Origin of the sequence: Sphingobium sp. B2D3A (assembly GCF_025961795.1) — a bacterium.
Taxonomy (GTDB): domain Bacteria; phylum Pseudomonadota; class Alphaproteobacteria; order Sphingomonadales; family Sphingomonadaceae; genus Sphingobium.
Window position 1 is genome coordinate 3,115,349 of sequence record NZ_JAOQOI010000001.1, and the last position, 24,059, is coordinate 3,139,407.

Annotated in this window: 25 protein-coding genes; 13 read left to right on the forward strand and 12 right to left on the reverse strand. The window is 64.2% G+C overall.

Annotated elements, in window-relative coordinates:
• The first annotated feature begins 55 nt into the window (after window positions 1-55).
• The gene (locus M2337_RS14435) at window positions 56-988 is read left to right on the forward strand and encodes a LysR family transcriptional regulator (RefSeq protein WP_264570813.1); all 933 of its coding nucleotides are present in this window, start codon (window positions 56-58) and stop codon (window positions 986-988) included.
• Between the two features lie 28 nt (window positions 989-1,016).
• On the opposite strand, the gene M2337_RS14440 is transcribed toward M2337_RS14435, so the two are convergent.
• Window positions 1,017-2,183, reverse strand: coding sequence for a MalY/PatB family protein (locus tag M2337_RS14440; RefSeq protein ID WP_264570814.1), 1,167 nt, complete (start codon window positions 2,181-2,183; stop codon window positions 1,017-1,019).
• Window positions 2,184-2,652: 469 nt separating this feature from the next.
• On the opposite strand from M2337_RS14440, the gene M2337_RS14445 reads away from it, so the two are divergent.
• Entirely contained in the window at window positions 2,653-3,720 is a 1,068-nt protein-coding gene (locus M2337_RS14445; protein ID WP_264570815.1) for a pyridoxal phosphate-dependent aminotransferase, read from the forward strand.
• Window positions 3,721-4,040: 320 nt separating this feature from the next.
• Here the strand turns inward: M2337_RS14445 and glmS are convergent, their stop codons facing one another.
• The 4 genes from glmS to glmU all read right to left on the reverse strand — a co-directional run bounded on the left by glmS (window position 4,041) and on the right by glmU (window position 8,170).
• A complete protein-coding gene (glmS, locus tag M2337_RS14450) occupies window positions 4,041-5,864 on the reverse strand; it encodes a glutamine--fructose-6-phosphate transaminase (isomerizing) (RefSeq protein ID WP_264570816.1) in 1,824 nt (607 codons plus the stop codon).
• A 20-nt stretch (window positions 5,865-5,884) separates the two neighbouring features.
• Entirely contained in the window at window positions 5,885-6,253 is a 369-nt protein-coding gene (locus M2337_RS14455; protein WP_264570817.1) for a type II toxin-antitoxin system VapC family toxin, read from the reverse strand.
• On the reverse strand, window positions 6,250-6,510 hold the full coding sequence (locus M2337_RS14460; protein ID WP_264570818.1) for a ribbon-helix-helix protein, CopG family: 261 nt from the start codon (window positions 6,508-6,510) through the stop codon (window positions 6,250-6,252). The genes M2337_RS14455 and M2337_RS14460 overlap by 4 nt, the downstream gene beginning before the upstream one ends.
• A gap of 343 nt (window positions 6,511-6,853) precedes the next feature.
• On the reverse strand, window positions 6,854-8,170 hold the full coding sequence (gene glmU / locus M2337_RS14465) for a bifunctional UDP-N-acetylglucosamine diphosphorylase/glucosamine-1-phosphate N-acetyltransferase GlmU (RefSeq protein ID WP_264572277.1): 1,317 nt from the start codon (window positions 8,168-8,170) through the stop codon (window positions 6,854-6,856).
• Between the two features lie 167 nt (window positions 8,171-8,337).
• Between glmU and M2337_RS14470 the strand changes: the two genes are divergently transcribed.
• The 8 genes from M2337_RS14470 (at window position 8,338) to phoB (ending at window position 16,443) form a co-directional block, all read left to right on the forward strand.
• The gene (locus M2337_RS14470; RefSeq protein WP_264570819.1) at window positions 8,338-9,012 is read left to right on the forward strand and encodes an HAD-IA family hydrolase; all 675 of its coding nucleotides are present in this window, start codon (window positions 8,338-8,340) and stop codon (window positions 9,010-9,012) included.
• 72 nt (window positions 9,013-9,084) lie between these two features.
• The gene (locus tag M2337_RS14475; protein ID WP_264570820.1) at window positions 9,085-10,374 is read left to right on the forward strand and encodes a sensor histidine kinase; all 1,290 of its coding nucleotides are present in this window, start codon (window positions 9,085-9,087) and stop codon (window positions 10,372-10,374) included.
• Window positions 10,375-10,454: 80 nt separating this feature from the next.
• On the forward strand, window positions 10,455-11,489 hold the full coding sequence (locus M2337_RS14480) for a substrate-binding domain-containing protein (RefSeq protein ID WP_264570821.1): 1,035 nt from the start codon (window positions 10,455-10,457) through the stop codon (window positions 11,487-11,489).
• A 77-nt stretch (window positions 11,490-11,566) separates the two neighbouring features.
• Window positions 11,567-12,949, forward strand: a complete 1,383-nt coding sequence (pstC, locus tag M2337_RS14485; RefSeq protein ID WP_264570822.1) for a phosphate ABC transporter permease subunit PstC — start codon at window positions 11,567-11,569, stop codon at window positions 12,947-12,949.
• Window positions 12,946-14,238: a phosphate ABC transporter permease PstA gene (gene pstA, locus M2337_RS14490; protein WP_264570823.1), complete on the forward strand. Its 1,293-nt coding sequence runs from the start codon at window positions 12,946-12,948 to the stop codon at window positions 14,236-14,238. The genes pstC and pstA overlap by 4 nt, the downstream gene beginning before the upstream one ends.
• Window positions 14,232-15,014, forward strand: coding sequence for a phosphate ABC transporter ATP-binding protein PstB (gene pstB / locus M2337_RS14495; RefSeq protein WP_264570824.1), 783 nt, complete (start codon window positions 14,232-14,234; stop codon window positions 15,012-15,014). Before pstA ends, pstB begins: the two co-directional genes overlap by 7 nt.
• Before the next feature lie 31 nt (window positions 15,015-15,045).
• Window positions 15,046-15,744, forward strand: a complete 699-nt coding sequence (gene phoU, locus M2337_RS14500; RefSeq protein WP_181560146.1) for a phosphate signaling complex protein PhoU — start codon at window positions 15,046-15,048, stop codon at window positions 15,742-15,744.
• 3 nt (window positions 15,745-15,747) lie between these two features.
• Window positions 15,748-16,443: a phosphate regulon transcriptional regulator PhoB gene (gene phoB, locus M2337_RS14505; protein ID WP_181560147.1), complete on the forward strand. Its 696-nt coding sequence runs from the start codon at window positions 15,748-15,750 to the stop codon at window positions 16,441-16,443.
• Window positions 16,444-16,478: 35 nt separating this feature from the next.
• On the opposite strand, the gene M2337_RS14510 is transcribed toward phoB, so the two are convergent.
• The 3 genes from M2337_RS14510 to epsC form a co-directional block, all read right to left on the reverse strand.
• The gene (locus M2337_RS14510; protein WP_264570825.1) at window positions 16,479-17,888 is read right to left on the reverse strand and encodes an OprO/OprP family phosphate-selective porin; all 1,410 of its coding nucleotides are present in this window, start codon (window positions 17,886-17,888) and stop codon (window positions 16,479-16,481) included.
• A 95-nt stretch (window positions 17,889-17,983) separates the two neighbouring features.
• On the reverse strand, window positions 17,984-18,340 hold the full coding sequence (locus tag M2337_RS14515) for a DUF2794 domain-containing protein (RefSeq protein ID WP_264570826.1): 357 nt from the start codon (window positions 18,338-18,340) through the stop codon (window positions 17,984-17,986).
• Window positions 18,340-19,041, reverse strand: a complete 702-nt coding sequence (gene epsC, locus M2337_RS14520; RefSeq protein ID WP_181560150.1) for a serine O-acetyltransferase EpsC — start codon at window positions 19,039-19,041, stop codon at window positions 18,340-18,342. The genes M2337_RS14515 and epsC overlap by 1 nt, the downstream gene beginning before the upstream one ends.
• 172 nt (window positions 19,042-19,213) lie before the next feature.
• Between epsC and M2337_RS14525 the strand changes: the two genes are divergently transcribed.
• Together M2337_RS14525 and M2337_RS14530 are read left to right on the forward strand one after the other, a co-directional pair.
• Window positions 19,214-19,975 (forward strand): sulfite exporter TauE/SafE family protein, encoded by a 762-nt coding sequence (locus tag M2337_RS14525; protein ID WP_264572278.1) that lies wholly within the window; start codon window positions 19,214-19,216, stop codon window positions 19,973-19,975.
• 39 nt (window positions 19,976-20,014) lie between these two features.
• Window positions 20,015-20,944, forward strand: coding sequence for a hydrogen peroxide-inducible genes activator (locus M2337_RS14530; protein WP_264570827.1), 930 nt, complete (start codon window positions 20,015-20,017; stop codon window positions 20,942-20,944).
• A gap of 12 nt (window positions 20,945-20,956) precedes the next feature.
• Here the strand turns inward: M2337_RS14530 and M2337_RS14535 are convergent, their stop codons facing one another.
• The 3 genes from M2337_RS14535 to pgsA are packed head-to-tail and all read right to left on the reverse strand — an operon-like array spanning window position 20,957 to window position 22,258.
• On the reverse strand, window positions 20,957-21,436 hold the full coding sequence (locus M2337_RS14535) for a molybdenum cofactor biosynthesis protein MoaE (RefSeq protein ID WP_264570828.1): 480 nt from the start codon (window positions 21,434-21,436) through the stop codon (window positions 20,957-20,959).
• The gene (gene moaD / locus M2337_RS14540; RefSeq protein ID WP_264570829.1) at window positions 21,429-21,689 is read right to left on the reverse strand and encodes a molybdopterin converting factor subunit 1; all 261 of its coding nucleotides are present in this window, start codon (window positions 21,687-21,689) and stop codon (window positions 21,429-21,431) included. The genes M2337_RS14535 and moaD overlap by 8 nt, the downstream gene beginning before the upstream one ends.
• A 2-nt stretch (window positions 21,690-21,691) precedes the next feature.
• Window positions 21,692-22,258, reverse strand: a complete 567-nt coding sequence (pgsA, locus tag M2337_RS14545) for a CDP-diacylglycerol--glycerol-3-phosphate 3-phosphatidyltransferase (RefSeq protein WP_181560153.1) — start codon at window positions 22,256-22,258, stop codon at window positions 21,692-21,694.
• A gap of 140 nt (window positions 22,259-22,398) precedes the next feature.
• Between pgsA and M2337_RS14550 the strand changes: the two genes are divergently transcribed.
• Complete coding sequence (locus M2337_RS14550) at window positions 22,399-23,721, forward strand: MFS transporter (RefSeq protein ID WP_264570830.1); 1,323 nt, start codon at window positions 22,399-22,401, stop codon at window positions 23,719-23,721.
• Window positions 23,722-23,725: 4 nt separating this feature from the next.
• On the opposite strand, the gene M2337_RS14555 is transcribed toward M2337_RS14550, so the two are convergent.
• Complete coding sequence (locus tag M2337_RS14555) at window positions 23,726-23,920, reverse strand: hypothetical protein (protein WP_181560155.1); 195 nt, start codon at window positions 23,918-23,920, stop codon at window positions 23,726-23,728.
• Between the last annotated feature and the right edge of the window lie 139 nt (window positions 23,921-24,059).

Here is a 24,059-nt window from a genome sequence, read left to right on the forward strand (position 1 = left end):
AAGAGGATAACGCTGAAGCCTCGCGCAAGCGACTGCGACGGAATAAGGAGCGGATATGGAATATGGCAAGCTTCGCAATTTCGATCTGAACCTGCTGGTCGTGCTGGGTGCTGTACTGGAGCATCAGAGTGTCAGCGCCGCCGCCGACGAGCTGTCCATGTCGCAAAGCTCGGCCAGTCACGCGCTCACCCGGTTGCGCCGCCTGCTAGGGGATGAGCTGTTCGTCAAGACGCGCAACCGCATGATGCCAACCCCAAAAGCACTGGAACTGGCGGGGCCGATCAACGACATTCTTCAATCGGCAGGGAATATCCTGCTCTCGACTGCATCCTTCCAGCCGGAACTGGCCGAGCGGACCCTGCATCTTGCGCTCGGCGATGTCGGCGAGATCATGCTGATGCCGACCCTGCTCGAGTTCGTCCGCAACACGGCGCCGAGCTGCAAGATTCAGACCGTCATGAGCCTTGCCCATGAAGCCGAGCAGGAACTGCTGGACGGCAAGCTCGATCTTTATGTGGGCTTCATCGCCTCGCCCTCGCTCGATCTGATGTGCCAGAAGCTCTACGACGACGACATGGTCGTCATCTGCGCGACCGACTATCCCTATGACGGCGTGATGACGATGGCGGACTACGCCGCTGCCGATCATGTCATCCACCAGATTCGGTCCGCCGCCAAGACACGGGTTGATCATATGCTCGACAGTCGGGGCCTGCGCCGCAACTCCCGGATCATCACGCCCAATGCGAGCGCGACGCCCTTCATCGTCTCGAATGACAAGACGCTGATCGCGCTTTACCCGCGATCGCTCGCCACCTTCATGAAGAAGATCCACGATATCAAGATATTGGAGCTGGATTTTGACACCGGCACCATCGAGGTGCTGCAATATTGGCACCGCCGCTATAACAATGATCCGCTCGTCTCATGGCTGCGCAAGTCGATGTTCGGCATGTTCAACGACGCGACGAAGAACCGGGGCGGGTGAGGCTGAAGACCCATCCCGGCGGCCGCAATCACAGCGCCTTCATCGCCTTGCTCATCCGGTCCATTGCCTCTTGCATGATGGGTAGGGGCGTGGCGAAAATGAAGCGGGCGAACCCTGCGAAGTCCTTGCCACACGTCACGCCCTCGGTGAGATAGACGCCGGCCTTCTCCTTGAAGAAGGCACCCGGATTGTCGGCGACAGCGGACCCGCGAAAGTCCAGCCAGCCGACATAGGTGCCCTCTGGTATATGGTAGCGCACGCCGGGCAGCAGATCGTGGACGAGGTCCGCCATAGCCCTGCGGTTCCGGTCAAGATAGGCCACCACGTCTTCCAGCCAGGGAAAGCCCTCGCGGTAGGCCTCCGCATTGGCCACGACGCCGAGATTGGCGGTGCCATGGGCCGCGAAAAAGCCGATCTTGTTCCAGATCGCCCGATCCGCATCGTTACTCGTGATCACCTGCGCGCATTTCAGCCCCGGCAAGTTCCACGCCTTTGATGCGGAGAGTGCGGTAATGGTGTGGCCCGCCGCAACCTCGTTGACCGAGGCATAAGGCAGGTGCCGGTTGCCGGCATAGGTCAGCGGTGCCCAGATCTCATCGGAGAACACCCGGCCACCATTGCGCTCGACCAGTTCCGCAACGGCTTCCAGTTCCGCACGACTGAACACGCGGCCCACGGGATTATAGGGGTTGCACAGGATCAGCAGGTCGCCGCCCTGATCGAACGCCTCCTGGATGCCGGCCATATCGAGCGCATAATGTCCATCCTCACACAGCATCGGCACTTCGATGACCTCGCGTCCCATCATCGGCGGGATGGAGAGGAAGGGCATGTAGGAGGGGGTCGGCACGATGATTTTCGATCCGGCCCGCGAATGATGCTCGATCGCCAGTTCCAGCGCCTTGATGACATCCGGCACCACGCGCACATCGCCGGGCTCGACCGTCCAGCCATGCCGCGCCTGAAGCATCTGCGCCGTTGCTGCCCGCAACTCGGCGGTGAACCGGGTCGGCAAATATCCGAACGCCCCCTGATCGACGATCTCATGCAGCGCCTTGGTAATCACGGGCGCGATGCCGAAATCCATCTCCGCAACAAAGGCGCCGATCAGATCGTCCTGAACCGCCCATTTCGTCGCACCGGTGCGGCGCAGATCGTCAATGGTGATGCGGTCGGTCTTTTCGATGAAAGTCACAGTACATCCTCAGCCACCGTCCCGACGCGGCGGATGACGATGCTTCGTTCAGCGTCCATCCCGCGCGCAGACGCGCATGAACCGGGCAAAAATCACGCCGGCCCATTGCCTTTATAATCCATGCCAAATTGAGATGCTGCCTCGGCCAACACCAATGATGAATTCTGATATTGGTTATGCGCCCGGTTCATGGCCGTTTTCTTGACGGTCCCACGGCAGGGCCATAGATTCCCGTCGAATAAGATTTCGATCAAACCATTCAATATCAACGTAATTTCTAGTTCAGGCCATTGTTTCCGGGCGCACGGCAGGTTTCGCCCAGCCGCGCCTCCGCGCCAGGCTTAGCGCCTGATGGCCGTCCCCATCAGCGGGCCCCCATCGCACAATAAAGACCTTAGGAGATATCGAGATGATGCAGGACAAGAAGCGCGCGCCGGCCCGGGCACCTGGCCTGGTTCAAGGCGGGGCCGTGAATGTTCCTTTCCTGCAGACCGATCGCGATGCGCCAGTCGCCAGCCTGTTTGGGCCGCTCCCCGGCCAGGCGCGGCTCGTGGGGAACGAAAATCCGTTCGGCCCCGCCCCCAGCGCGCTCAAGGCACTCGCTGAAACGGCCGGGTCCGGCTGCTATTATGCCGACCGGGGCGTCTTCCATCTCACCTCGATGATCGCCGAGCGCCATGGCGTGACGCCCGCGCAGGTCGTGCTCGGCGCCGGATCGACCGAAATCCTGTGCGCAACCGCACTGGCCTGGGGGCAGAAGGGATCGATCATCTGCCCCAGCCTGTTCTGGGACGCGCCAATCCTCTTCGCGGAACGCAAGGGCGTCGCGTGCATCTATGTCCCGCTGGCCGCGGACATGAACTTCGATCTCGATGGCATGGCGGGCCACCTCAGCGAAGACGTAGCGCTCGTCCACCTCGTCAACCCGAACAACCCGACCGGCATGGCGCTGGACAACGCCGCCTTGCGCGCCTTCGCGCGCACCGTCTCTCAAAATGGCACCACCTTGCTGGTGGACGAAGCCTATAACGAACTCTCGGATCAGCCGGAGGAAAGCTCGCTGGTCGATCTGGTCCGCGCTGGTGAAGATGTGATCGTCACCCGGACCTTCTCGAAAATCTATGGCATGGCTGGGCTGCGCGTCGGCTATGCGCTGACCAGCGAAGAGAATGCCGCGCGCATCCGCAGCTACATGACGAGTTTTGGCGGCAACGTCGCAGGCATCTCTGCCGCGATCGCCTGCTATAATGACGAGGCTTTTCTCGCCGCATCCCTGGCCTCGATCCGCGAGGGGCGCGAAATGATCCTGGATGCCGTCGCCCGCGCCGGTCTGACCGCCCTGCCCAGCCAGACCAATTTCGTCTTCGTCAAAGTCCCGGATGCCGACGCCCTCGACCGCGCCATGCGCGAGCGCAACATCGTCATTCGGGGCGCGTTCGGTGAGTGGACGCAGTACTCCCGCGTCTCCGTCGGTCATCTTCACGACGTTGCACGCTATGCCGAAGCGCTGCCGCAAATTATAGAGTTAATGGTTTAACTGTCACATCCGCCACGTGACCGAGATTTCTTGAAAGCAATTAATTATTATATATATAAATCAGATTTTTTCTTTCTTTAGTGCATGACATGCCTGTAAGTATTACGCGAATTTTCTGTCTCTCAACACGAAACCTTACCATAATAATGCCCCATACTTAAAGATTACCTCCGAGATCAGGAGCCAAAAAAAATTGGCAAATTTCAGCCCAATCAGAATAAACCGGACTTTTAGAAAGCACTTTATTAAAGAGAACCGACTTCATTAAAGCGCAACTACTCTGCTCCACGTCCAAAACAGTCCCGCCCGCAACGTCGAACCTACTCCACCGTCACGCTCTTCGCCAAATTCCGGGGCTGGTCCACATCCGTGCCCTTGAGCACCGCGACGTGGTAGGCGAGCAGTTGCACGGGCACGGCATAGACCATCGGCGCGATGAGGGGGTGGACCTTGGGGAGCGCGAGTGTGGCAAGGCAGCCTTCACCGGCGGCGGCGATGCCCTCCTCGTCCGAGATCAGGACGACCTTGCCGCCGCGGGCCTGCACTTCCTGCATGTTGGAGACGGTCTTCTCGAACAGCGGGCCTGAGGGCGCGATGACGATGACGGGCACCGCCTCGTCGATCAGCGCGATGGGGCCGTGCTTCATTTCACCCGCCGCATAGCCTTCGGCATGGATGTAGCTGATTTCCTTAAGCTTTAGTGCACCTTCGAGGGCCAGCGGATAATCGGTGCCGCGCCCCAGATAGAGCACGTCCCGCGCGGGTGCGATGTGCGGGGCGAGGGCCTGGATCGCCTCGTCCTGCATCAGCGCCTGATTGATCGCGGCAGGGGCCTCGGCCAGATGGCCGACGATCCGCTGCTCTTCCGCGCGCGTCAGCCGCCCCTTGGCGCGGGCGAGATTGGCCGCGAGCGCGGCGAGCACGGCAAGCTGGCAGGTGAAGGCCTTGGTCGAGGCGACGCCGATCTCCGGCCCGGCATGGGTCGGCAACAGCAAATCCGCCTCGCGCGCCATCGAGCTGGTCGGCACGTTGACGACGACGGCGATCTTCTGCCCTTCGGCCTTGGCATGGCGCAGCGCCGCGAGCGTATCGGCCGTCTCGCCCGACTGGGAGATGAACAGCGCAAGGCCCCCCGCCTCCATCACCGGCTCGCGGTAACGAAACTCCGATGCGAAATCGAGATCGACCGGCACGCGCGCGAACTGCTCGAACCAGTATTTGGCGACCATTCCCGCATAGAAACTGGTGCCGCACGCAACAATCGTGACACGGCCGATCGCTGACAGGTCGAAGTCCGGAATCGGCAGCGAGAGCGTGTCGTCGATCCGCCGGAGATAGCTGCGCAGCGTCTGCGCCACCACCACGGGCTGCTCGTAAATCTCCTTGAGCATGAAGTGGCGATGATTGCCCTTATCGATCATCGCGCCGGACACGCCGGAGATGGTGACCGCGCGCTCGACGGGATTGTTGGCCCGGTCGAACACCTGCGCGCCCTCGCGCGTCACCACCACCCAGTCGCCCTCGTCCAGATAGGCGATGCGCTGGGTGAGCGGGGCCAGCGCCAGCGCGTCCGATCCGAGATAGGTCTCGCCATCGCCATGGCCGACCACCAGCGGCGAGCCAAGGCGGGCACCGATCAACAGATCGGGATGGCGACGGAACAGGATGGCGAGCGCAAAGGCACCGTGCAGACGGGGCAGCACCTGCTTCACGGCGTCCTGGGGCGAAGCGCCCTGCTCGACCAGCTCGCTCACCAGATGCGCGACCACCTCGGTGTCGGTCTCGCTGGCGAACACCCGCCCGCGGCCGATCAGCTCATCGCGCAGCGCCTTGAAATTCTCGATGATGCCATTGTGAACCACCGCGACCTCGTCCGTCGCATGGGGGTGCGCGTTGCTCGTGGTCGGCGCGCCATGGGTGGCCCAGCGGGTATGGGCAATGCCGGTCGCGCCCGCCAGCGGCTCGGCGGCCAGCACACGGGCAAGATTGACGAGCTTGCCCTCGGCCCGCCGCCGCTCGATCCGGCCATCCACGATTGTAGCGACGCCGGCGGAATCATAGCCGCGATATTCGAGCCGCCGCAGCCCGTCGAGCAGGCGCTCTGCGACATCCTGCGTGCCGACGATGCCGATGATTCCGCACATGGGGTGAGCCTTCCTTGAATTCAGATCGTGTAGGGGATGCGGATGCCCGGCATATTGGCCGGGAAATCCCTGCTGTTGCGCGTCACCAATATGCGCCCGCTCAACTGGGCCGACGCCAGAATGATGGCATCAGGCAATTTCAGCGAGCGGCGCTGCTGCCGAAGCGATGCGGCCCGCCGCCCTACTTCCTCGCTCACTTCCGCGATCGCGAAAAGGTCCAGAAAGCGCTCGGTCTCGGCATGGAGCCCGTCCGGGGCGCCGGCCATGATCTCGATCCAGCTGATCCGGCTGATCCAGGGCCGACGGGCGCGCTGCAGCTCCGCCCAGGCCTGCGGGCGTTCATGAAGCGCATCGATGAGAATATTGGTGTCGAAGTAGAATTCGCTCACGGTTGAGGTGCGCCCTTGGCGCTCTCCCAGTCCCGATCCCACTCGCCACGGGCGTGACGTTCATAGGCCAGCCCATCCACTGACGAGCCATGCTGCGCCCAGAGGCCGAAAAAACGCTCCACTCCCTGCATGGACTGGGCGGCACGATAGCTGCTGACGGCCTCGCGGAGGATGGCCGCGCGGGATGTCCCCTGCTGCGCGGCCTGCTCCTCAAGCCACTTCACATCGTCGTCGGAAAGGTCAGCCAAGAAGCGCATGATATATTGATATCATATCGTGATATCATGTCAACGGCGCGCCCGGCCACGCAAGAAAAGAGGGCGAACCACATAGCTGGCCGCCCTCTTTCCTATCCCAACTGCCCAAATGCACCCGGAGGCGCATTCCCCACGGACAGGTTCGGCTCGCACCGATAAGGATCGATGATCAGCGCTGCACTCCCCACAACCGGGCAAAGCCGATTGCGTCCCACGAAGGATCGCTGCTCATCTGCTGAGTTCGACACTCTCAAAAATGCTGTCAGGGCGATTGGACATTTTCGACAATCGCGCAGAAATTTTCCTCGGTTCGTCGATAAAATGCCACCGGATGGCAGGGACCTCAGCTGTCTTTCTTGTGCGCCGCACTTTTCTTTTTGCGCATCGCGTCATGAAAGCGATCGGCCCAGCCCGGCTTCACGAACTGTTCCGCGCGGACCAAGCGTAGCTCTCCGTCCCCGACATCGCGCGAGACGGCGCTGCCTGCCGCGACGATGGCATCCCGGCCGATCCGCACCGGCGCGATCAGCGCGCTGTTGGAGCCGATGAAGGCGCGGTCGCCGATCACCGTTTCATGCTTGAAATAGCCGTCGTAATTGCAGGTGATCGTGCCGGCACCGATGTTCACAGCCTCGCCCACCTGCGCGTCGCCGACATAGGAGAGATGGTTCACCTTGCTCCCCGCGCCCAGCACGGCCTTCTTGATCTCGACGAAATTGCCGACCTTGGTCTTTTCGCCCAGCCGCGCGCCGGGCCGCAGCCGCGCGAATGGCCCGACCGAGGCATCGCGCCCGACATGCGCGCCCTCAAGATGACTGAAGGCATGGATCGTCGCGCCCTCCTCCACCACCACGCCGGGGGCGAAGATCACATTCGGCTCGACGGTCACGTCGCGGCCAAGAACGGTGTCGTAGGCGAAAAACACGGTCTCCGGCGCAACCAGCGTCACACCGTCGCGCATCGCTTCCGCGCGCCGTGTCTGCTGCCAGTTCGCCTCGACCGCCGCCAGTTCTGCCCGGCTGTTCACCCCGGCAACCTCGTCCGCGCTCGTTTCGATGACCGCGCTCGCCCGCCCGCCGACGGCAGCGAGCATCACGATATCCGGCAGATAATATTCACCCGCTGCATTATCATTGCTGACCCGGTCGAGCAGCGCGAACAGATCCTCGGTGCGCACGGCCATCAGGCCGGAATTGCACAGATCCTCGGCGCGCTCGGCCTCGGTCGCGTCCTTATATTCGACCATTTTGCCAATGCGTCCATCGGCAGTGGCGATGATGCGGCCATAAGCGGCGGGGTCGCGCGGGCGGAAGCCGAGCACCACGCAGGCCGGCGCATCCTCCTCATGCAGGCGCGCGATCATCGCGCGCATGGTCTCGGCGCGCACCAAGGGCACATCGCCATAGAGAATGAGCACATCGCCCACAAAGCCCTGCAACGCCGCCGCGCTCTGCGCCACGGCATGGCCCGTACCGAGCTGTTCGGCCTGCACCGCAATGTCGATCCCGCGACCGGCCACGGCAGCCTCCACCTGCTCGCGCCCGGCGCCGACCACGACGATCTGCCGTGCCGGATCGAGCGCGCCGGCGCTTGCCAGCAGATGCAGCAGCATCGGGCGGCCAGCGAGCGGATGCAGCACCTTGTGCCTGGCCGACTTCATGCGCGTCCCCTGGCCGGCAGCAAGAATGACAACGGCAAGCGGGCGGTTGATCGGATCGGGCACGGGCACTCTCTTGTTGGCGAGATCGAGGGGCGATCAGGACAGGGCAGGCAAGCCTTGCCATGTTTGACTTGATCGCGCCACTGCCCAGAAGGCATGGGGCAGCGATGACCACCTTTGCTTTCGACCTTGTCGGCTTCGATCTTGACGGCACGCTGCTCGATACCGGCGCGGACCTGACCGCCGCCGTCAATCATGCGCTCGCTACGCGCGGTTACGGCCCCTTTCCGGTCGAGACCATCCGCCCGTTCATCGGCAAGGGCGCGCGGCGCATGCTGGCGCGGGCACTGCAGGAATCGGGCGAGCAGGACGAGGCGCTGGTCGATGCGCTGCTGCCGATCCTGCTGGACTATTATGCCGCCAACATCGCGGTACATACCGAGCCCTATCCGGGCCTGATCGATGCCATGGATGCGCTTTCCGCGCGCGGGGTGCGACTGGCCGTCTGCACCAACAAGCGCGAGGCGCTGGCGCGCAGCCTGCTCGATCAGCTCGGCCTTACGCCCCGTTTCGCGGCTATCGTCGGCGGCGACACGCTCGGCCCCAACCGGATGAAGCCGCTGCCCGACCTGCTGCTCGACATGGTGGAGAAGGCCGGCGGCGGGCGCACCATCTTCCTGGGCGATACCGACAATGACACGCTGGCGGCCCGTGCTGCTGCCATTCCCTCGATTGCGGTCAGCTTCGGCTTCGTGCCCTGCACGGCGGAAGAGATTGGCGCGGATGCCGGCATCGACCATTATGACGAGTTGGTGCCGCTGCTGGAGCGCTGGACGGTCTAAGCCCCTCCTCGCTTTCCGAGCGCCGCGATCTTTGGAATCGCGCTGGCAGTGCGAATCATCTACGGGGTGGCCATGGCCCGCGTCGATCGCTCGATCTGGATTTTGCTGCTGACGGGCGCGCTCGCGACCGTCAGCGTCTACGCCCTGACCGGCAGCGCGGAAGCCACGTTGACCTCGGCGGTGGCCTGCCTGTTCGGCGTCGCACTGCTCTTCGATGCGCTGGAGCGCCGCGCAACGCCGTCCCTGATCTCGGCACCTGCGCCTGACGCAAATGGCGCGAGCCTCAGCCAGATCGACACGCTGCTCCACGCCTTGCCGCATCCGAGCCTGATCGTGGAGCGCGGGCGGATCGAGCGCTGCAATGACGCAGCGCTGGCGCTGCTCGGCCGCCACATCATCGGGCAGGACGTGCGGCTGGCGCTGCGCCACCCGGCCGCGATCGATCTGCTCACCGGCCCCAATCAGGCGCAGGCCCCCGCCCGCGTTGACATCATCGGCCTGGGTGCCGCCGGTCAAAGCTGGGCGCTCGACATTCAGCCGATCGCCAACGGCCGCCTGCTCGCCTTGCTGTTCGACCAGAGTGACAAGCAGGCCGCCGAACGGATGCGCGTGGATTTCGTCGCCAATGCCAGCCATGAGCTGCGCACACCGCTGGCCGGCATCCTCGGCTTCATCGAAACCCTGCGCGACCCGGTCGCGGGTGCCGATGCGGCCACCCGCGAGCGCTTCCTCACCATCATGGATGGCGAGGCGCGGCGGATGCAGCGGCTGGTGGACGATCTCATGTCCCTCTCTCGCATCGAGGCGGACAAATATCGCTCGCCCGACCAGCCGGTGGCCTTCGCCCCACTGGTGGAGGAAGTGGTGCAGGTCTTCCGCCAGGGGCAGAACAAGCGCGGGCAGGATATCGTGACGCAGGTCGACCCGGACTTGCCCCCGGTGCGCGGCGACCGTGCGCAGTTGAGCCAGCTGCTTCACAACCTCATCAGCAATGCGCTCAAATATGGCGCGGCCGGCACGGCGGTGACGGTTCGGGCCGAGCCGCATGAGCGCAACATGGTGCTCCTGGCGGTGAGCGATCAGGGCGAGGGCATACCGCCCGAACACCTCCCCCGCCTCACCGAGCGCTTCTACCGAATCGACTCAAGCCGCAGCCGCGCGATGGGCGGAACGGGCCTTGGCCTCGCCATCGTGAAGCACATCGTGCAGCGCCATGGCGGAATTCTTCAGTTCGACAGCAAGGTCGGGGTCGGCACCACCGTGCGGGTGGAACTGCCGGTCTTCCGCGCTCTTGCGGGCGAGGACGCCGCTGCCGGCACCGCGCGAGCCGCACCTGCCGGAGTGACCGAGTCACAAAAGTGAAACAGAAACGTCACACAGGCGCGAGGAACCCGGTTCTAAGGCGACGCCGGGCAACACAAGCGCCTCCCGGAGACCAGTCCATGCGTCATGCATTTTTCGCCGCGTCCCTGCTCATGCTCGCGGCCTGCCAGAACCAGCCCGGTGGCGGCGCGCGCGATCAGATCCGCGCGGTCGGCTCGTCCACAGTCTATCCGTTCGCGCAGGAGGCGGTGCGCCTCTTCCAGAATGACAATCCCGGCATGAAGGCGCCGATCATCGAATCCACCGGCACCGGTGCCGGCATCAGCCTGTTCTGCAAGGGCGTCGGCGCCCAGAACCCGGATATTGCCAACGCTTCCCGCCGGATGAAGAAATCCGAGTTCGAGGCGTGCAAGGCAAACGGCGTCAACGAGATCATCGAAATCCAGATCGGCCTGGATGGCCTGGCGCTGGCGGAGTCTGTGAAAGGCCCCAAGATCGCGCTGACCACCAAGCAGGTCTATGAAGCGCTGGCCGCCAATCCCTATGGCAAGGGCCCGAACAAGGCCAAGACCTGGCAGGATATCGACCCCTCGCTGCCTGCCATTGCCATCTCCGTCTTCGGCCCGCCCTCGACCTCCGGCACGCGCGATTCGCTGGCCGAGCTGATCCTGACCCCGGGCTGCGACACCGACCCGGCCATGAAGGAACTCAAAGCCAAGGATGAAGACAAGCACAAGCAGCTCTGCACGCAGATCCGCGAAGACGGCGCCTATGTTGATGCTGGCGAGAATGACAATCTGATCGTGCAGAAGCTCAATGCCAATCCCGATGCGGTCGGCATCTTCGGCTTCTCCTTCCTGGAGGCCAATCGCGACACGGTGCGTGACATCGCCATCAACGGTCAGGAAGCCACTTACGAAACCGTTGCCGGGGGCTCCTATCCCGGTGCCCGTCCGCTCTATATCTATGTGAAGAAGGCCCATCTCGCAGCCATTCCGGGCCTCAAGGCCTATATGGAAGCCTTTGCCAAGAACTGGGCACCCGATGGCGCGCTGGCCCGCCGTGGCATGGTCGCCGCGCCCGAGGATGTGCGCACGGCCAATGCCGAGCGCATCGCAAACCTCACCGTGCTGAACGGCGACGAACTGCACTGATCGGACAATCCAACCGGTGACGGCGCGCTGCCGCCACCGGTTCCTGCCAAGTTGAATGGCCAAGGGGGTATGAGCGAATGACCGGCGTAATGATCGTCCTGATCATAGGCGCGCTTGGGGTGATCGGCTGGATCATCGCCCGGGCACGCGCCACCCGGCTGCAGGCGGAAGTCGGTCGTCTCGCGACCAACAGCCGCCCCACCCAGCATGGCTGGTATGTCGCGCTATGGACCATGCTGCCGGCCTTCGCCTTCCTCGCGGTCTGGGCGAATGTAATGCCGGCGCTGATCGCGGACTCGGTGCTGGCCACGCCCGCAGCGCAGACCCTGCCCACCGATGATTTTTCGCGCAACGCGATCCTTGCCGAAGCACAATCCATTGCCAGCGGGTCGCAGGCCGCAGCCTTCAATCCCCAGGCCACGGATCTGGTCGAGCCTTACCGCATCGCGACGATGCGCTATTCGACAATGGGCGCGATCCTCGCCGCAATCCTGGCCTTTGCCTGTGGCGCCTATGCCCTCTCGCGCGTCCGCCCCGCCTTCACCGCCCGCCACCGCGTCGAGAAGGTGGTGATGTGGTCGCTGCTCGGCGCCTCGTTGATCGCCATCGTCACCACCGCCGGCATCGTCGCCTCGCTGGTCTTTGAATCGATGCGCTTCTTCTCGATGGTCAACCCGCTCAACTTCCTGTTCGGCCTCAACTGGAGCCCGCAATCGGCCGCGATGGGCTATGGCAATGAGGACGCCTTCGGCGCGGTGCCGCTGTTTTGGGGCACGATCTTCATCGGCGCCATCATCGCCATGATCGTCGCCATTCCGCTCGGGCTGATGAGCGCCATCTACCTCACCCAATATGCCCGCCCGACGACCCGCAAGTGGATGAAGCCCATCCTTGAGGTGCTCGCTGGCGTTCCGACGGTGGTCTATGGCTATTTTGCCGCGCTGACTGTGGCGCCGGCACTGCGCAGCCTCGCGGTTTGGCTCGGCATTTCCAACGCCTCCTCCGAGAGCGCGCTCGCCGCCGGCCTCGTGATGGGCATCATGATCATTCCCTTCGTCTCCTCCATGGCGGACGACAGCATCGCCGCCGTGCCGCAATCGATGCGCGACGGCAGCCTCGCCATGGGCGCAACGACCAGCGAGACGATCCGCAAGGTGCTGATCCCCGCCGCGCTGCCCGGCGTCGTTGGCGGCGTGCTGCTCGCCGTGAGCCGCGCCATCGGCGAGACGATGATCGTGGTGATGGCCGCTGGCCTTGCCGCCAACCTCACCCTCAATCCTTTCTCTAGCGTGACGACCGTGACAACGCAGATGGTCCAGTTGCTGACCGGCGATCAGGAATTTGACAGTGCCAAGACGCTCGCCGCCTTCGCGCTCGGGCTGGTGCTTTTCGTGGTCACATTGCTGCTCAACATCGTCGCCCTGCGGGTCGTGAAGAAATATCGGGAGGCTTACGAATGAGCGGCGAGACTGTTCTCGACCGGGCTGCGGCCAGCGACCGCGCCGAACGGGCGCCGACCGACTGGCGCGGCGACGCGATGAAGCGCCGCATTGCGCGCCGCTACGCCGCTGAGCGCCGGTTCCGCCTGTGGGGCATGGCCGCCGTGCTGGTTTCGGCAGGCTTCCTCGCCTTCCTGCTCATCTCGATGATGGGCAATGGCCTGCGCGGCTTTACGCAGACGGAAGTCGCCGTGCCCATCGATTTCCCGCGCTCACCCGCGCTGATCGATCCGGCGGTGCTCGCGACCAATCCCGAGCAGGCGCTGGCCAATGCCAATCTGCCGGCGGTGCTGGAGCAGGCCACCAAGGACGCCTTCGGCCTCCCCGAGACCCAGATCCTTTCGCCCAACGCCGTGCTCACCCTGCGCAAGGCGATCATCAGCGATCCAACCATTCTCCAGCGCAAGGCCACGGTGAACCTCCCCGCCTCGACCGGCCTGGACGTGGCAATGAAGAGCGACGGCACCCCCGCCGACGAAGCGCTGGTTGCCAAGCTCGGCGATGCCGGCGCGCTCTCGACCGCCTTCAACATCGGCTTCCTCACCGGCAGCGATGGCACGGACCCGACCATGGTCGGCATCTGGGGCGCACTCAAGGGCTCGCTGATCACGATGGTGATCACGCTCGCGCTGAGCTTCCCCATCGGCGTGTTCGCCGCGCTCTATCTGGAGGAATATGCGCCGCGCAATCGCTGGACCGACCTCATCGAGGTGTCGATCAACAATCTCGCGGCGGTGCCCTCGATCATCTTCGGCCTGCTCGGCCTCGCCATCTTCCTCAACGTCATGCACCTGCCCCGCTCTGCGCCTCTCGTCGGCGGCATGACGCTGGCGCTGATGACCATGCCGGTCATCGTCATCGCCGGGCGCAATGCCATCAAGGCCGTGCCACCCTCCATCCGCGATGCGGCGCTCGGCATCGGCGCATCGCCAGTGCAGGTGGTCTTCCACCATGTGCTGCCGCTCGCCCTGCCCGGCATTCTCACCGGCACCATCATCGGCATGGCCCGTGCCTTGGGCGAGACCGCGCCGCTGCTGATGATCGGCATGCGTGCCTTCGTCTCGCAGCCGCCGGGCGGCTTCACCGATCCCGCCACCGTGCTGCCGGTCCAGATCTTCCTGTGGTCGGACGAAGTGGGCCGTGGCTTTATTGAAAAGACCTCCGCCGCGATCATCGTGCTGCTGGCGTTCCTGCTCACGATGAACAGCATCGCGATCTTCCTGCGCAACAAATTCGAGAAGAAATGGTAATGGCCGATATTCAGACCAGCGCACCCAAGATGTCCGCTCGCGGCGTCAAGGTCTTCTATGGTGACAAGCAGGCGATCGACAATGTCTCGATCGATGTGGACCTGGATCATGTGACTGCCTTCATCGGCCCCTCGGGCTGCGGCAAATCCACCTTCCTGCGCACGCTCAACCGCATGAACGACACGGTGGCGAGCGCACGGGTAGAAGGCGAGATCACACTCGACGGCGAGGATATCTACGCCTCTGGCATGGACGTCGTGCAGCTGCGCGCGCGGGTGGGCATGGTGTTCCAGAAACCCAATCCCTTCCCCAAGTCGATCTATGAGAACATCGCCTATGGACCGCGCATCCACGGCCTGGCCGCCAGCAAGAGCGACCTCGATCAGGTCGTGGAGAAGTCGCTGCGCCGCGCCGGCCTGTGGGAGGAAGTGAAGGACCGCCTCAACGAGAGCGGCACCGCGCTCTCGGGCGGCCAGCAGCAGCGCCTGTGCATTGCGCGCGCGATTGCCGTGGACCCGGAAGTGATCCTGATGGACGAGCCCTGCTCGGCGCTCGACCCGATCGCCACCGCCAAGATCGAAGAGCTGATCCTGGAGCTGCGGGGCAACTATGCCATCGTGATCGTGACCCACAATATGCAGCAGGCGGCGCGCGTCTCGCAGCGGACGGCCTTCTTCCACTTGGGCAAGCTTGTGGAACAGGGGCCGACGACCGAGATCTTCACCAACCCGCGAGAAGAGCGCACCAAGGATTACATCACCGGACGCTACGGCTGACATCGGCCGATTGGATGGACAGGAACGAGCTATGACGGAACACACGCTCAAGGCCTTCGACGACGACATCAACGCTCTGCGGGCGCTGATCGCCGAGATGGGCGGCCTTACCGAGGATGCCATCGACAATGCCATCAAGGCGCTGACGACGCGCGATGTGGCACTCGCCAAGAGCGTTGTCGCCGGCGATGCGCGGATCGACGAGCTGGACGCGCATATCGAGCGGCTGGTGGTGCAGACCATCGCCCTGCGCGCCCCGATGGCGGACGACCTGCGCGAGATTATCGCGGTGCTCAAGATCGCCGGCATCGTCGAGCGCATGGCGGATTATGCCAAGAACATCGCCAAGCGCGTGGAGACGGTGACGGCCTCCAGCCGCATGGAGCCGCTCTCGCTGCTCCCCTCCATGGCGCAGATCGCCCGCGAGATGGTCAAGTCCGCGCTCGATGCCTTTGCCGCGCGCGACGCGCAGCAGGCGCTGGCCGTGATTGAGCGGGACCGGGCGGTGGACGATTTCTACAATTCCATCTTCCGCACCATGGTGACGTTCATGATGGAGAACCAGAAGATGATCTCCGAGAGCGCGCATGTGCTCTTCATCGCCAAGAATCTGGAGCGCATCGGCGACCACGCCACCAACATCGCCGAGATGGTCCATTACGTCGCGACCGGCGCCAAGCCGCCGGAGCGGGAGAAGGGAACGTCAGTCGATCTGCTGGCGGAGGACTGAGTGGTGGTCCGCGCAAAGATGTTGCTCGTCGAGGACGATGCGGCGCTGGCGGAATTGCTCATCTGGCACTTCCAGCGCGAAGACTTTGACGTCACGCAGACGCCCGACGGCGAGGAAGCGCTTATTCTGGCGCAGGAGAGCACGCCGGATATCGTGCTGCTCGACTGGATGGTGGAGAATCTCTCCGGCATCGAGGTCTGCCGGCGACTGCGGCGAATGCCAGAGACGGCTAACGTGCCGATCATCATGCTCACCGCGCGCGGGGAGGAGGAAGACCGCGTGCGGGGCCTCGAAACCGGCGCTGACGATTATGTCACCAAGCCGTTCAGCCCGCGCGAGTTGATCGCCCGCGTCAACGCCGTGCTGCGCCGCGTCCGCCCTGCCCTCGCCGGCGAGGTCCTGACCTTTGCCGATCTGGAAATGGATACGGTGGCCCACAAGGTGCGGCGCGCCGGGCAACTCGTCGCGCTCGGACCGACCGAATTCCGCCTGCTGCGCCATCTGCTCGAACATCCCGGCTGGGTGTTCTCCCGCGAGCGCCTGCTCGACAGCGTTTGGGGGCAGGACAGCGAGATCGAACTGCGCACCGTCGATGTGCATATTCGCCGGCTGCGCAAGGCCGTGAATGCCGGCGGCCTGCCGGACATCATCCGCACCGTCCGCTCGGCCGGCTATTCGCTGGATGCCGACGCCGCCTGACCGCGCGCTTTCAGCAACGCGCGTCGCGCCGCGCGTCAGAACTCGTACTGCGCGCGCAGACCGAACACGTCGCTGCCGTAATCGTCCCGTGTGCCGGCAACGACTGGTGTGTCGCGCACCTCGACGCGCAGATAATTGGCCAGGAACTTCACCCGCTCGATCGGCACCCAGATGAGCGACACGCCATAGGTCTGCTCGCGGCCGCCATTGATCAGGCCATCGTCGAGATCCAGCCAGTCATAGCGCAGGTTGAGCTGCCAGGCGCCCGAGCCGCCCTTGTCCAGCCCGCGCGTGGGCTTGATCGAGCCGAAGGTGCCATTGCGATAGCCCCGCCCGGAGGCGCCAGCGAGGATGTAGCCGACTTCCCCATATCCGCCGAAGAAAGTCGGATCGGCAAGGTCCGGCCGGGCCACCTGCTGCCAGAAGCCTTCCGCCGCCACATGCCACCGCCCCCGCAAGGCCGCGAATTCCAGGCCATAGCCCGTCTCCGCGCTGGCGCTGAACAGACCGGTGTCGACAAAGCGGACATCGGTCGTCCGCGCGCCGGGCCGGGCGCGATATTGGAGGACGTCGGTCAGATCGTTCAGCTCACGGTGATGTAGTGAACCGCCGAGATGGAGCTGCGTGTCGCCGAGCTTGGGCATGAACACCAGCCGGCCATCCAGCGCATAGCTGTTGCTGGTGACGCCCGGCGTGCCGAGCGCCGCGAGATCGTCCGCAAAGGCGCCGGCGGAGAGCAGCACCTCGCCGATGCGATAGGTAGCCGAAAGCCCCAGCCGCCGCTCCAGACCGAAGGCCTGCGTATAGGCCGCACGCTCGAGGAAGCTGGTTTCCAGATCGCTGGTCAGGTCTTCCAGCGTGGTGATGCGGTGATGCCCGACCGTCAGCGTAAGCGGCCCGCGCTCATAGGTGAGCCAGGCGTCGGTGAACTGCGCGCTGCCGGACGCGAAATCCAGCTCCAGCCGATAGCCAAAGCCGCCGCCCAGCGTGCCGTCCGCGCCGAGATATGCGCGGCGCACGTCGGCCGACCAGCCCAAAGTGGGCGCATTGATGCCATCCGGGCGGGAGACGACGTTGGTATCGAGTTGCAGCCGACCGCGTGGTTTGAAGGAAAGCCCCCCCTCGCCGGTAAATTGCGGCGCGCCACGCCAGCTCACTTGGGTGTCCGGCTTGGCGCTCGCTGCGGGCGCAGGGGTGGCCGTCTGGGCAGAGGCGACCGCCGCCTCGGGGGCCGCGGAGGGCGTCGAGGACGCGCCCTGTGTGCCCTCGACCTTGCCGAGCCGGGCCTCCATGCTCTCAAGCTGCGCTCTTAGCCGCGTAATCTCGGCCCGCAGCGCGGCGCCGTCATCCGGGGTGGAGGCTTGCGGGGACGCCTGGGCCAGAACAGGCGCAGGAAGCGTCAGCGCACTCGCAGCGAGAAGCGCCGCCATCAGGGGAAATCGCAAGGTCCATGCTCCGTCAAATGTCGGACGCCGGTATGACAGTTTGATGACAGTTTTGCGACAGTCGGGTGAGAGACCTCGCGGCGACGCGCCTGCCCCTAGTCCTCGATAAGCTTCATCAGCCGGCGTTCGACAGGCGCCAGAATTCCGGCCAGTTCCTGCCCCCGGCGCAGGATGACGCCATTCTCGCCGATCAGCGCCCACATGCCCTGGCGGTTCCGCAAAGCCGGGCGCTTCTCGATGCGCACTTCCGGGCGTTCCGCCGTGCGGCGGAAGGCGGAAAAGATCGCGACGTCCCGATTGAGATCGATGGCGTAATCGCGCCACTGCCCCGCCGCGACCATGCGTCCGTACAGATCCATGATCCGCGAGAGTTCCAGTCGGTCGAAACTCGTCTGCGTGGGCGGGCTGTTGGCCGGTGTAGGCCGGGGAGGAAATGGTGTGACGTTGCTCATCAAGCCGAGGTGCGGGACTGGCCATCAGCGCCGTCCGCGCGCCGGGCTTCCTGCTCGGCGACCAGATCCGCGAGCCGCTTGCGCAGCACTTCGACTTCGCACTGGAGAATTTCCAGCTTCTGCGTCGCCGGATCGTAGGTCTCGCTGCAGGGCGTACCATAAGGCGTGAACGGCTTTTGATATTCCTTCGCATCGACCAGCGTCGCGCGGGCGGGGATGCCGATCATCACCGCACCGGCCGGCACGTCCTTGGTCACCACGGCATTGGCCCCCACACGCGCGCGCTCACCCACGGTGATCGGGCCGAGCACCTGCGAGCCCGATCCGATGATCGCGCCATCGCAGATCGTCGGGTGGCGCTTACCGGCGATTCCGTTCGCCGGATCAGTGCCGCCCAGCGTCACGCACTGGTAGATGGTGACATTGTCGCCAATGAGCGCCGTTTCGCCGATGACCGTGAAGCCGTGATCGATAAAGAAATTCTTTCCGATCGTCGCGCCGGGGTGAATGTCGATCGCGGTCAGGAAGCGGGAAAAATGATTGACCAGACGCGCAAGGAAGAAGAGCCGCCAGCGAAACAGCTGATGCGCGACCCGATGCAGGCCGAGCGCCCAGACTCCTGGATAAATAAGGATTTCCAGCCGCGAACGCGGCGCGGGATCGCGCTCTTTCACGGAATCGAGGTAGGACAAAAGCCCCATGGCAAAGCGTCCCTTGCTGGCCGACAAGAGCAGCTATCTAGTCGCGATGCGTTGAAATTTCTAGAGCGTTGCCAGGATTAGGCCCAAGGACAATTTCCTTGCCAAGCCGGAAACGGCGGGCCTATTGTCCAGTGAGTTAATTGAGAAAGGCTTGCCCTTGCCCGACGCCTGGATGGATTTTGCGCTGATGCTGTTGCCCTTCGTGGCCGTCGGCTTCGGTGCGCAGATAATCGATGGCGCGCTCGGCATGGCCTATGGCGTCATCTCCAGCAGCCTCCTGCTGGCACTGGGCGTCCCCCCCAAAGCAGCTTCGGCCAGCGTTCATGCCGCAGAGACCTGCACCACTGCCGTCTCCGCGATCAGCCATGTGTTGCACGGCAATGTCGACTGGAAGCTGTTCTGGAAGCTCGTCATTCCCGGCATGATCGGCGGGGTCGCGGGCGCCTATTTCCTCTCAAACATCGATGGCGAACTAATCCGCCCTTATATTCTCTCTTACCTCGCCTTCATCGGCCTCTGGCTGCTGTGGCGGGGCCTGCGCCACACCGAGGCGCATGTGCGAGACCCACGCTATGTGGCGCCGCTCGGCCTCGTCGGCGGCTTCCTCGATGCATCCGGTGGCGGCGGCTGGGGCCCGGTCGTCACCTCGAACCTGCTGATCCAGGGCACCAGCCCGCGCCACACCATCGGCACGGTCAACACGGTCGAATTCTTCCTGACCCTGTCGATCAGCATCACCTTCCTCGTCCATCTCGGCTGGGAGACCTTTACCACCGCCACGACCGGCCTGTTGATTGGCGGCGTGCTGGCCGCGCCGCTCGGCGCTTGGATCGCCAAGCATGTCCCGGCCCGGCCGTTGCTGATCATGGTCGGCAGCGTTCTGACTCTGACCACCGGTTACGGAATCCTGCGCTCGCTTGAACTGATCGGCTAGATCGATTAAATTGCTACTTTCCAGCGGAAAGGGCGATCAATGTCGATCTACATGCCGACCCTCAAGCAGCTCCAATATCTGGTTGCGCTGAAGGAACATGGCCATTTCGGGCGTGCGGCGGATGCGTGCTTCGTCACCCAGTCCACGCTTTCGGCCGGCATTCGCGAACTGGAATCGCTGATCGGCGTCACCTTGGTCGAGCGGACCCGCCGTATCGTGCGCTTCACGGCGCTGGGTGACCGCATCGTCACCAAAGCCCACCGGGTGTTGCGCGAGACCGAAGAATTGGCCGCTATCGCGCAGGCCTCCGGCACGCCACTGGTCGGCGAATTGCGGATGAGCGTCATCCCCACCATCGCGCCGTTTCTTCTCCCCCGCCTACTACCAAAATTGCGCGAGGAGCGCCCGGCGCTGCAGCTTTATCTGCGCGAGGAAACCAGCCACGCGGCGCTCGACTCGCTGCGCCACGGCCATGCCGATTGCGTGCTGCTCGCCCTGCCCTTCCCCTGCGGCGATGCGGAAATCGAGGTGCTGTTCGACGATGCACTGTTCGTCGCCTTCCCTAAGGACGATCCACGCGATCCGCCGGCCCTGATCACGCCCGAGATGATCGACGGCAACCGCCTGCTGCTGCTGGAGGATGGCCACTGCCTGAAGGAACATGCGCTGGCTGCTTGCAACCGCGCGGAGTTGCGCACCGAGGCGACCATCACCGGCACGTCGCTGCATACGCTGGTGCAAATGGTGGATAATGGCCTGGGGCTGACCTTGCTGCCGGACATGGCGATAAGGGGCGGCATTCTTGCCAACACCAAGATCACCGCGCGGCCGATCCAGTCGCCGAGCGCCCATCGCGAGATCGCCCTGGTCTGGCGGCGCAACTCGCCGCGGGAAGCCGACTTCCGATTGATGGCGGACATTCTGCGCAACGCCGCGACCAGCCAGCAGGAGACAGCCGAGGCCGCCTGAGCGCGGCGGCCGTCAGATCGGGTCCAGCCGCCCCTGCCGCCAGATTGCGGCGCGCGCGTCGTCGGCGCCTTTCGCTTCGACCCAGCCGGCCGAGCCGTCATGCCGGATCTCCTGCTTCCAGAAGGGCGCTGAGACTTTCAGCCAGTCGATGAGAAACGCACAGGATTCGAGCGCGGCGACGCGGTGGGCCGAGGCGGTGCCGACGAAGACGATCCGCGCGCAGACCGGCAGTTCACCGAACCGGTGGATGACCGTCACGCCGAGCAACGGCCAGCGGGCGCAGGCTTCTTCGACCACCGCAGCGATCTGCGCCTGTGTCATCGCGGGATAATGCTCCAGCCGGAGCGCGCGCAGCCCGCCATCATCGCGCACCAGCCCCGTAAAGCTCGCGATCCCGCCGCCATCCAGCCCTTCCAGCCGGGCCAGCTCGCGGCCGGGATCGAAATCCTCCGCCGTGACGCGCAGCGAGATCGAGGGCGTGGCGTCAGCCACCGGTCACGGGCGGAAAGATCGCCAGCTCGCGCGCCTGGCCGATGGCAGTGTCCAAGGGCACGAACTTCTGGTCCAGCGCCGCCCGCAAACGCCCCCGGTCGGCAAAGGCCGCCGCATGACCGGCGCTGCCGGCTGCCAGGGCATCGAGAAGCTGCGCAACGGTCGTTGCCGGCGAGGGCACGGACTGCTGCTCTTCGTCCAGACCGATCCGCTCACGCACCCAGGCGAAATAGAGAATCGTGATGTCGGCCATGATCAGACCGTCATGTGCTTGAGGCCGGCGCGCAGATAATCCCAGCCGGTGAGCAAGGTCAGCAACGCTGCCGCCCACAAGGTGACGAGGCCGGCAAGCTGGATGAACGCGATATGCGGCAATCCGCCCGCCAGAATGAGCGCACCCAGCGAGACAAGCTGAAATGCCGTCTTCCACTTGGCGAGGCGCGACACCGGCACGGAAATCCGCAGGCCCGCGAGAAACTCCCGCAGGCCGGAGACCGCAATCTCCCGCAGCAGAATCACCAGCGCCGCGATGATATGAACGCCGTTGATGTTCTGGTTGGCACACAGGATGAGAATCACCGCGCCGATCATGATCTTGTCCGCGATCGGATCGAGAAACACGCCCAGCTTGGAGACCGTGCCCTGCGCGCGGGCGAGATAGCCATCGAAATAATCGGTGATGCCCATCAGGCAGTAGAGCCCGAAAGCCGCGAGATAGCCGAGGCGCCAGGCGTGCACAGACTCGGCCGGCCACAAAAGGGCGACGAGCAGGGGCACCGCGAGAATCCGCGAGAGGGTCAGAATGTTTGGCAAGAACTTCACGACAATGCGGGTGCCACAGCCGTCCAGCGCAGACAAGGGGCTGCACGATGCGGCATCCAATGTCTTTTCACCTGCCCATTTCGCCGCTAGAAGCCCGGCGACGGCGCGAGTCCGGCCGGATCACAAGAGTTCACGCACTTATGCAGGCATCCCTGCGGCTGCTCGGCCACCGGAAGTTTCTGCCCCTGTTCGTCACTCAGTTCCTCGGGGCCTTCAACGATAATCTCTTCAAGACTGCGATGATCCTGTTCGCGACCTATGGCGTGTTTCAGGACCCGCAGCAGGAATCGGCGTTCAATGCGGTCGCGACCGGGCTGTTCGTACTGCCCTTCTTCCTGCTCTCGGCTCTCTCCGGCCAGCTTGCGGACAATATCGACAAGTCCAGGATCATCCGCACGGTCAAGCTCGCGGAAATCCTGATCATGACGGTCGGTGCGGCCGGCCTGCTGGTGAGCGCGCGGCACCCGATGACCGGCGTTGGCCTCATGCTGACCGCATTGCTGGCGATGGGCGTTCACTCGACCTTCTTCGGGCCGATCAAATATGCGATTCTCCCTCAGCATCTGGAGCAGGATCAGGTGCTCGGCGGGACGGGGCTCGTCGAAGCCGGCACCTATATCGCCATTCTGACCGGGACGATCGTCGCGGGCTGGATCAGCCCGACCGCCGCGGCGTGCGGCGTCCTCATCATCGCGATGATCGGCTATCTATCCGGTCGCATGGTGCCGCCCGCCCCGCGCGTCGGTCCGCCGATCGACATGGATTACAATATCTTCCGGGCCTCCTGGCGCCTGATCTCGGCGACCATGCACATCCGCCGCCTGTTCCTAGCGATCATGTCGATCAGCTTCTTCTGGATGATCGCCACGGTGCTGGTCATCATCTTCCCGCCGCTGGTGAAGAACGAGTTCACCGCGACCAAGGAAGTGGCGAGCATGTTCCTCGCGATCTTCTCGATCGGCGTGGCGGTGGGCTCGGTGGCGGTCAACCGCCTGCTCGGTGGCGTCGTCTCCGCCCGTTACTCGCCGATTTCGGTGCTGATGATGGCAGGCTTCATCTGGTTCTTTTCCTACGCATCCGGCGACTGGGTGCGCGCCCCCGCCGATACGCTTTATACGGTCCGCGATTTTCTCGCCGCGCCGCATAGCTGGCGCATCGTGATCGCACTGTTCGGCATCGCGACGTTCGGCGGCATGTTCGTTGTGCCGCTCTACGCCTTCCTCACCACCACGGTGAGCAAGGACCAGACCGCGCGGACAGTCGCCGCCAACAATGTCGTCAACTCAGGCGCGATGGTCTTCGGCGCGCTCGTCATCATGGCCGCGACCAGCGCGGGCCTGAGCAACCGGGAAGCACTGCTCATCATGTGTGGCATGTGCGGCATCTGCGCCCTGCTGGCGCTGAAGCTTCACCGGGCGTGCGAAGCGGACCTGGCAGCCGCGCGGGAAGCCGGCGGCCGCTGAGTCCTCACACGATGAACGTGTAGGCGACCGTAAAGAACGCCGCAAAGCTCAGCACAAACAACTTCCAGTCCTTGTCTTCGTCCGGCGCGGGCCGGGCTTGCGACGTCGCGTCCGGCGCAGGCCGGAACACATGGCGGGGAAGCGACTGGCGAAACGGATGTCTCGCCTCTTCGTGAGTCAGAACGGGGGCGCGTCTCATAGTTAAGAACTGTTAACCATTCTGCCCCGACAGGGAAGCCCGGAAGATGGTTAACGCGCCCTGCGGCACCCCAAGAGCGCAGATTTGCGGTGAAATTTACCGGCTTCGGCTCGAACCGTCTCAAAAACGGACCCAGTGC

Excerpts from the sequence above, each read along its gene's own strand:
- M2337_RS14550 (WP_264570830.1), top strand. The coding sequence starts at position 22,399 with ATGCAGGCATCCCTGCGGCTGCTCGGCCACCGGAAGTTTCTGCCCCTG.
- M2337_RS14475 (WP_264570820.1), top strand. The coding sequence starts at position 9,085 with ATGGCCCGCGTCGATCGCTCGATCTGGATTTTGCTGCTGACGGGCGCG.
- M2337_RS14435 (WP_264570813.1), top strand. The coding sequence starts at position 56 with ATGGAATATGGCAAGCTTCGCAATTTCGATCTGAACCTGCTGGTCGTG.
- epsC (WP_181560150.1), bottom strand. The coding sequence starts at position 19,041 with ATGGGGCTTTTGTCCTACCTCGATTCCGTGAAAGAGCGCGATCCCGCG.
- glmS (WP_264570816.1), bottom strand. The coding sequence starts at position 5,864 with ATGTGCGGAATCATCGGCATCGTCGGCACGCAGGATGTCGCAGAGCGC.
- M2337_RS14460 (WP_264570818.1), bottom strand. The coding sequence starts at position 6,510 with ATGCGCTTCTTGGCTGACCTTTCCGACGACGATGTGAAGTGGCTTGAG.
- M2337_RS14525 (WP_264572278.1), top strand. The coding sequence starts at position 19,214 with ATGGATTTTGCGCTGATGCTGTTGCCCTTCGTGGCCGTCGGCTTCGGT.
- M2337_RS14470 (WP_264570819.1), top strand. The coding sequence starts at position 8,338 with ATGACCACCTTTGCTTTCGACCTTGTCGGCTTCGATCTTGACGGCACG.
- M2337_RS14530 (WP_264570827.1), top strand. The coding sequence starts at position 20,015 with ATGTCGATCTACATGCCGACCCTCAAGCAGCTCCAATATCTGGTTGCG.
- pstB (WP_264570824.1), top strand. The coding sequence starts at position 14,232 with ATGGTAATGGCCGATATTCAGACCAGCGCACCCAAGATGTCCGCTCGC.
- pstC (WP_264570822.1), top strand. The coding sequence starts at position 11,567 with ATGACCGGCGTAATGATCGTCCTGATCATAGGCGCGCTTGGGGTGATC.
- phoU (WP_181560146.1), top strand. The coding sequence starts at position 15,046 with ATGACGGAACACACGCTCAAGGCCTTCGACGACGACATCAACGCTCTG.
- M2337_RS14480 (WP_264570821.1), top strand. The coding sequence starts at position 10,455 with ATGCGTCATGCATTTTTCGCCGCGTCCCTGCTCATGCTCGCGGCCTGC.
- M2337_RS14515 (WP_264570826.1), bottom strand. The coding sequence starts at position 18,340 with ATGAGCAACGTCACACCATTTCCTCCCCGGCCTACACCGGCCAACAGC.
- M2337_RS14555 (WP_181560155.1), bottom strand. The coding sequence starts at position 23,920 with ATGAGACGCGCCCCCGTTCTGACTCACGAAGAGGCGAGACATCCGTTT.
- moaD (WP_264570829.1), bottom strand. The coding sequence starts at position 21,689 with ATGGCCGACATCACGATTCTCTATTTCGCCTGGGTGCGTGAGCGGATC.
- pstA (WP_264570823.1), top strand. The coding sequence starts at position 12,946 with ATGAGCGGCGAGACTGTTCTCGACCGGGCTGCGGCCAGCGACCGCGCC.
- glmU (WP_264572277.1), bottom strand. The coding sequence starts at position 8,170 with ATGAAGTCGGCCAGGCACAAGGTGCTGCATCCGCTCGCTGGCCGCCCG.